Source organism: Butyricimonas sp. RTP31003st1_G1_RTP31003_210430, assembly GCF_040920905.1.
Classification (GTDB): Bacteria; Bacteroidota; Bacteroidia; order Bacteroidales; family Marinifilaceae; genus Butyricimonas; species Butyricimonas paravirosa.
This window is the reverse complement of record NZ_JBCOSQ010000124.1, coordinates 1-5,159: the sequence shown is the minus strand read 5'-3', so window position 1 is coordinate 5,159 and position 5,159 is coordinate 1. Positions and strand designations below refer to the sequence as shown.

Below are 5,159 nucleotides of genomic sequence, written 5' to 3'. Positions count from 1 at the left end.
GGTGTATGCTGCATGGCACAAGCATATCTCTTGGCATAGGTGATATCGACTGGGAGATAGACAGGGCAATACAGCAGTGCGGAGGAGTGCCAAGAACAGGATACAGATACACGGCTTATTTCCACTTCAACCGGAATACGGAAATGGCAAAGGAAATATATGACAAGATCGTGAAGGAACTGTATGGTTAGGAAACAACACGGAGGCGGCTTGAAGGCCGCTTCCGTCATTTATAACGGTATGTACGGGAAAAGGAATCCTGCCGTACACAGGTAACAGAAATGGATGAACAGAAAACATTGACATTGGATTTCATCAAATCCCTGATGGAACCGGCCTATACACTAATATGGACGGACTACAATGACAATCTTGACAATCATTGCGGACTGATTCAAAAATGCCTTGACAGCAAGAGCCGCGAACATTTGTGGGAAAAGGCAGACGAGTGGTACAGCGATGCCGAATGGGAAGCTGTCCGTGAGATTATTGCGAAACTGAAAGAGGAATGTGCCGTATTCCATGACTTTGACGGGGAAGCGGTCGATGACTTCTTCGATGAATACGAAGATGAAATCCGTGACGAGATTTACAGCCGCAACGATTCGGACGTGGTGAAGGAATTGGTAAGGCACACGGACGACATTCCTATCCGTGTGGAGATGCTTTCCAACTATGACTGCATCAACTCCAACTGGTTTGAATCGCAAGGCGGTTACAGGTACGAGGAATCCTACTTCGGGGACATGGTGGACAGCCTGAACCTCAATCCGGCGAGAGTAAAGAAAATCTTGACAGAGCACGGCTACAGGGCTTACGGGCGTTTCCCGAACCGTAAGAACCGGAACGGCAAGGAGCAGGTTTCCTACGAACAATTCTACGAGGAACTTATCAATTCCTGCTGCGGGGCGAACCTGCTGACTTACATCGGCAGGGTAAGCCTGAAAGAGCTGTATGAAGCCGACTTTTCATTGAAAGAGGTCATTATCCCCAAAGGCAACTGTTGCGGACTTTTCAGTTCGACGTATGGTGGTGGAAGCCTGCTTGAAATGGAACTGAAACGGGACGTAAAGCTGAAATTGGAAGTCAAGGACTATCATGGTTTCCGCTTCCGGCTGGATGACGAACGTTCCAAATATGACTGTTCGGTCCGGCATGTATATGGGGTGGACGACTCCTTTTTCGGAGATGCGGTTCGCATTGTATCCTGATAAAATCAACTAATCAACAATCAAATCATAGAAGATTATGGAAAAATACGATGTAAAAGTAAGGTACATCTTCGAGGGTACTTACACAGTGGTGGCGGAAGACCGTGAAGAAGCGGAAAGCATGGTGGCGGAAGACTGCGGTCTGGTATTGGGCGGCAACATCCACACAACGCGGGATGACGATGAAGTGACGGACTGGAAGTTCGGTTGTCATCCGGACTTGCAGGTTCTCTCCGTAAGGCAGCGAGGCGGGAAATCCCCCATGTCGGTGTTCGGAGACAGGATCGAAGAACTGCGAAAAGACATCATCGAAGCGATACGGCAGTTGCTCCATGACCATGCCATGAACGCGATACGGTTTCCGGAAGAGGATTATGACCCGGTCTGGGTGATATGGTTTGGCAAGAACGGAGACCCCTACGAATGCAGGGTGACAGGACTCCGGGTAACGGACAGCAGCCTGACCGTCCTTGCCGAAGAGAAAGAAAGCGGTGATGAAGTGGAATGTTACAGCCCGTTCGAACTCGGAGCCAGTAACATCGACTGGCTTTCCGGAATGTATGAGGCTGTATGGCAGCAACTGGAAGAGAGCAAAAAAGTAGAACCACAAACTGAAGAACAATGAAATATCAAGCGGAAAACGCAGTCTCCAGCTTCTTCTACTATATGTGGAACGCCTGGAGCAAGGAAGAATGCAAGGCCGTATTTGGAGATATGTACCGGCACTTCTGGGATAAATGGTCCGCATTGGCGGACAAGTCCATATTCGGCGCGGCGGAACGGTTCTTTGCCGAGTTATCGGAAAACAACCAGAAATTGCTCGTGGAACGTGCCGTTACACTCTATGACGGCAGGGCTTTCAGAAAAGAGCCGGACGATTCCGACATCCTTGTCTGTAAAGAATGCGGTTCACGGCAGTTGGAAATCCAAGCATGGATAAACGCCAATACGGATGAACGTATCAGCTATGTGCATGATGACAATAACGGGCTGTGGTGCGATGGGAAATGGTGCGAAGAATGTGGCGTTCAGGTCTTTTTCTGTACTAAGGCGGAGTTCACACAAAAGATGCAGGGCTGGTGGGAGTCGTGCGGTTTTGAAACAAAGGAACAAATCACAGGGTTGAAAGTCTGTGACTCTCCGCCTTCCGAAAACACGCAGACATTCATTGATGCGGCAGACCAATGGTGGAACAGCCGGGACTACGAACATAAACGGGAAATTTACAACAGGTATAATTCTAAAAACGAATAATATGCAGATTAACATCATTGAACAGATTAGCAACTCATGCAGTTGCAGCCATATGGAAGCGCAGGAATACTTGGATTCTGAAATCCGGTACCTGCGCGAGTTGCAGGAGGCGGACGACCTGAGGGAAGATGACATCGAAATGGCGTGCAGCAACCTCGGACTTGACCTTGACAACCAGGAATATTTTATCAACCGCCTCGCAGGGGCATAAATACCTATAGCTATGGCTTATTTTCATAACATACATTCATTGGCGGACCTGAAGAAGGAATACCGCCGTCTGGCATTGCAGCACCACCCGGACAAGGGTGGCGACACTGCCATCATGCAACAGGTGAACACCGAGTTTGAAAGGCTTTTTGAAGTCTGGAAAGACAAACCGGATGTCTCTGCCGCATCAACCGGGTATGAACATGACTATTCGGGTGCCACGGCAAAGGAATATACCGAGTACGTGTATAATGAATACCGTTGGAAAGGTCGCAACTACAAAGGGCAACATGCCCCTGAAATCGTAGAACTTGTGAGAACTTGGCTAAAGGAAATCTATCCGAGATATAAGTTCTCCGTCAGACGGGAGAACTACAATTCCATTTACATCAAACTGATGAGCGCGGACTTTGAGGCGTTCACCAGGGAATCCGGCAAAGTACAGGATCATATCAACCACTACAACATAGAGCGAAACCCCGATCTTACAGACCGTGCCAAGGAGGTGATGCTGAATGTCTGTGACTTTGTCATGTCATACAACTTCGATGACAGCGATGCGATGACGGATTATTTCCATACCAATTTCTACCTGACATTGGCTATAGGGAGTTACCGGAAGCCTTACAAGGTGGAACTGCCGAAACTTGACTGTAAGGGGAAGGACAAGCCGGAAGTGTTCAAGCATCCCGAAGGTCCGGCACACAAGGCCATCAGGCAGGCGTTGGGCACAGCCCGCTTTGATTTTATCGAGCACAGGAGGCATTCCGGCGAAATGATATTCGGAGAAGACCATTACGGCTCACACGGAGAGCATTATTTCTGGCCGAAGGATTATTCAAGCGCGAAACTGGCTCAGAAACGGATCGACAAATTGGAGAAAGCCGGTATTCGGTGCAAGCTTACAGGCTATAACGGCGGTTACATTCGTTTTATCGGCTACACTCCCGAAGCAGAAGCGTTACTGGAGAAGGAACGACAGGAATACATCACCGCCCATCGGCAATGGCAAACCAAACAGACAGTAATCAATTAAACTTATCAATATGGAACCGAACAATTTGAACGAATGGTGGGGCGGACAGCCCGACGGACTGAAACAGGCATTCTCTCTTTTTCCCGATGGACGGTGGAAAGAGGCGGACCTGTATTTGCGAATCAATATCCGTAACTACTGCCTTCTGAAAAAAGGAGGGCTGCTTCCCGAAGACAAGGACCGCTCGATGCTCAGCGAGATTGTCTGTGAGCTGGCCGATACGGAGCTGTGCCGTGCAAATGGAAAGACACTCGAAGACATGTGCGATACGGACGGGGCTTTTCTGGAAGAGTACCAGGAACTGTTCAACCGGATATACGATGAACTGGAAATGAGAATTACGGATTATATGAACGGACAATCAAAAAAAATGTAACAATGAAAGCAAAAGTGTTCAAGTACAAGTCTGACGGGAATACCGTCGTGGCTTCTTATATGGAACTGGAGCCGTATGCGAAGAATGTATATCTCTCCCTGTCAAGAAAGAACGAAGACGGGAATGAAGACGATGACTGTTTCCATGTGGTCTGCCGGATTGAAAACGTTTATTTTTCCAGCGGGCAGTATTCACGCCGGTTTCTCAAGGGAGAAGATTGCAGAGAGGAAGCCGCCACCTATTGCAGGAACTGGATTGCGGATACGCTTCAAAGTGCGGAAAGAGGAGCCTTCGTCAATTTGATCTCCGTTCGCGTGTTCGAGGCTCTCGGACTTGACACCACTTCCCTGGTGCAAGCCCGTGAGGAATATAAAAGAATACAGGAGCAGAAACGCAGGGAGCAGAAGGAGAAAGAGGCGGAAGAGCGCAGAGTGCAGGAAGAGCAACATCAGCGGCTACTCAATGAACAGAAAGAGAAATTCCTGGACGGGGAACGGATCACGGGAGAAATGTTCGTTGAAATCACCGGAAGGGACGGTTTTGACATCCATATCAGAACCAAAGGGACATTCAACAGGCATGTGAGGGGCATTGACAGGAACGGCACCGTCAGTTTCCGGAAAATCAAGGGCTGCCGGACTCCGGACTTTACCGGATGCCATAAGGCCGTGTCCGCCTATCTGGCGTTCATTACAGAAAAAGAGGGCAAATAATTAAATCCGGGGCGGTAACGGTCTGCTCCATGCAGCTGTTACCGCTACCGGCTTCCGGCCTCACAATTCACGGTTCAGCGCCATTGCCAGCGGAAACATCAACCGGTTATAGGCTTTAAGCTTTTGCAAATTCAGTACATATCCGGCATAGGGATTGGTCAGATCGGTATAGAAGAATACATCGGTAAATCCTGAGTGTTCCTCCACGACTTCACCCTCCAACGGAATCTCCTCCACATTGAACCGCTCCAGAGGCAGTTCTTCCAGACGGGTCTGTTCCGCATTTCCCAACACATTGAGGTTACGGTTAAACAGCACGAATCCTTTCTTCCTGTAATCCACACGCATACCGTACGGAC

General features: G+C 48.9%; 9 protein-coding genes. 8 read left to right on the top strand and 1 reads right to left on the bottom strand.

Features of this window, described 5'->3' with window-relative positions:
- The 8 genes from AB5542_RS20985 to AB5542_RS20950 all read left to right on the top strand — a co-directional run.
- Positions 1–191 (top strand): hypothetical protein (locus AB5542_RS20985; protein WP_346972069.1); only part of this gene is annotated, 191 nt, incomplete at its 5' end.
- Positions 192–281: 90 nt separating this feature from the next.
- Entirely contained in the window at positions 282–1,211 is a 930-nt protein-coding gene (locus AB5542_RS20980) for a hypothetical protein (protein WP_005832104.1), read from the top strand.
- A gap of 37 nt (positions 1,212–1,248) precedes the next feature.
- Positions 1,249–1,836: a hypothetical protein gene (locus AB5542_RS20975; RefSeq protein ID WP_005832105.1), complete on the top strand. Its 588-nt coding sequence runs from the start codon at positions 1,249–1,251 to the stop codon at positions 1,834–1,836.
- A complete protein-coding gene (locus tag AB5542_RS20970) occupies positions 1,833–2,465 on the top strand; it encodes a hypothetical protein (RefSeq protein ID WP_005832107.1) in 633 nt (210 codons plus the stop codon). Before AB5542_RS20975 ends, AB5542_RS20970 begins: the two co-directional genes overlap by 4 nt.
- Position 2,466: 1 nt before the next feature.
- Entirely contained in the window at positions 2,467–2,676 is a 210-nt protein-coding gene (locus tag AB5542_RS20965; RefSeq protein WP_005647134.1) for a hypothetical protein, read from the top strand.
- A 12-nt stretch (positions 2,677–2,688) separates the two neighbouring features.
- Positions 2,689–3,711 carry an LPD29 domain-containing protein gene (locus AB5542_RS20960; RefSeq protein ID WP_005832109.1) on the top strand — a complete coding sequence of 341 codons (1,023 nt, stop codon included), beginning with the start codon at positions 2,689–2,691 and terminating at the stop codon, positions 3,709–3,711.
- A 10-nt stretch (positions 3,712–3,721) separates the two neighbouring features.
- Positions 3,722–4,087 carry a hypothetical protein gene (locus tag AB5542_RS20955; protein ID WP_005647131.1) on the top strand — a complete coding sequence of 122 codons (366 nt, stop codon included), beginning with the start codon at positions 3,722–3,724 and terminating at the stop codon, positions 4,085–4,087.
- A 2-nt stretch (positions 4,088–4,089) separates the two neighbouring features.
- Positions 4,090–4,800, top strand: coding sequence for a hypothetical protein (locus AB5542_RS20950; protein ID WP_005832111.1), 711 nt, complete (start codon positions 4,090–4,092; stop codon positions 4,798–4,800).
- Positions 4,801–4,860: 60 nt separating this feature from the next.
- Here the strand turns inward: AB5542_RS20950 and AB5542_RS20945 are convergent.
- Positions 4,861–5,159 (bottom strand): hypothetical protein (locus AB5542_RS20945; RefSeq protein WP_368243433.1); only part of this gene is annotated, 299 nt, incomplete at its 5' end.

Coding starts and splice junctions, on each gene's coding strand:
- AB5542_RS20980 (WP_005832104.1), top strand. CDS start 282: ATGGATGAACAGAAAACATTGACATTGGATTTCATCAAATCCCTGATG.
- AB5542_RS20960 (WP_005832109.1), top strand. CDS start 2,689: ATGGCTTATTTTCATAACATACATTCATTGGCGGACCTGAAGAAGGAA.
- AB5542_RS20965 (WP_005647134.1), top strand. CDS start 2,467: ATGCAGATTAACATCATTGAACAGATTAGCAACTCATGCAGTTGCAGC.
- AB5542_RS20950 (WP_005832111.1), top strand. CDS start 4,090: ATGAAAGCAAAAGTGTTCAAGTACAAGTCTGACGGGAATACCGTCGTG.
- AB5542_RS20970 (WP_005832107.1), top strand. CDS start 1,833: ATGAAATATCAAGCGGAAAACGCAGTCTCCAGCTTCTTCTACTATATG.
- AB5542_RS20955 (WP_005647131.1), top strand. CDS start 3,722: ATGGAACCGAACAATTTGAACGAATGGTGGGGCGGACAGCCCGACGGA.
- AB5542_RS20975 (WP_005832105.1), top strand. CDS start 1,249: ATGGAAAAATACGATGTAAAAGTAAGGTACATCTTCGAGGGTACTTAC.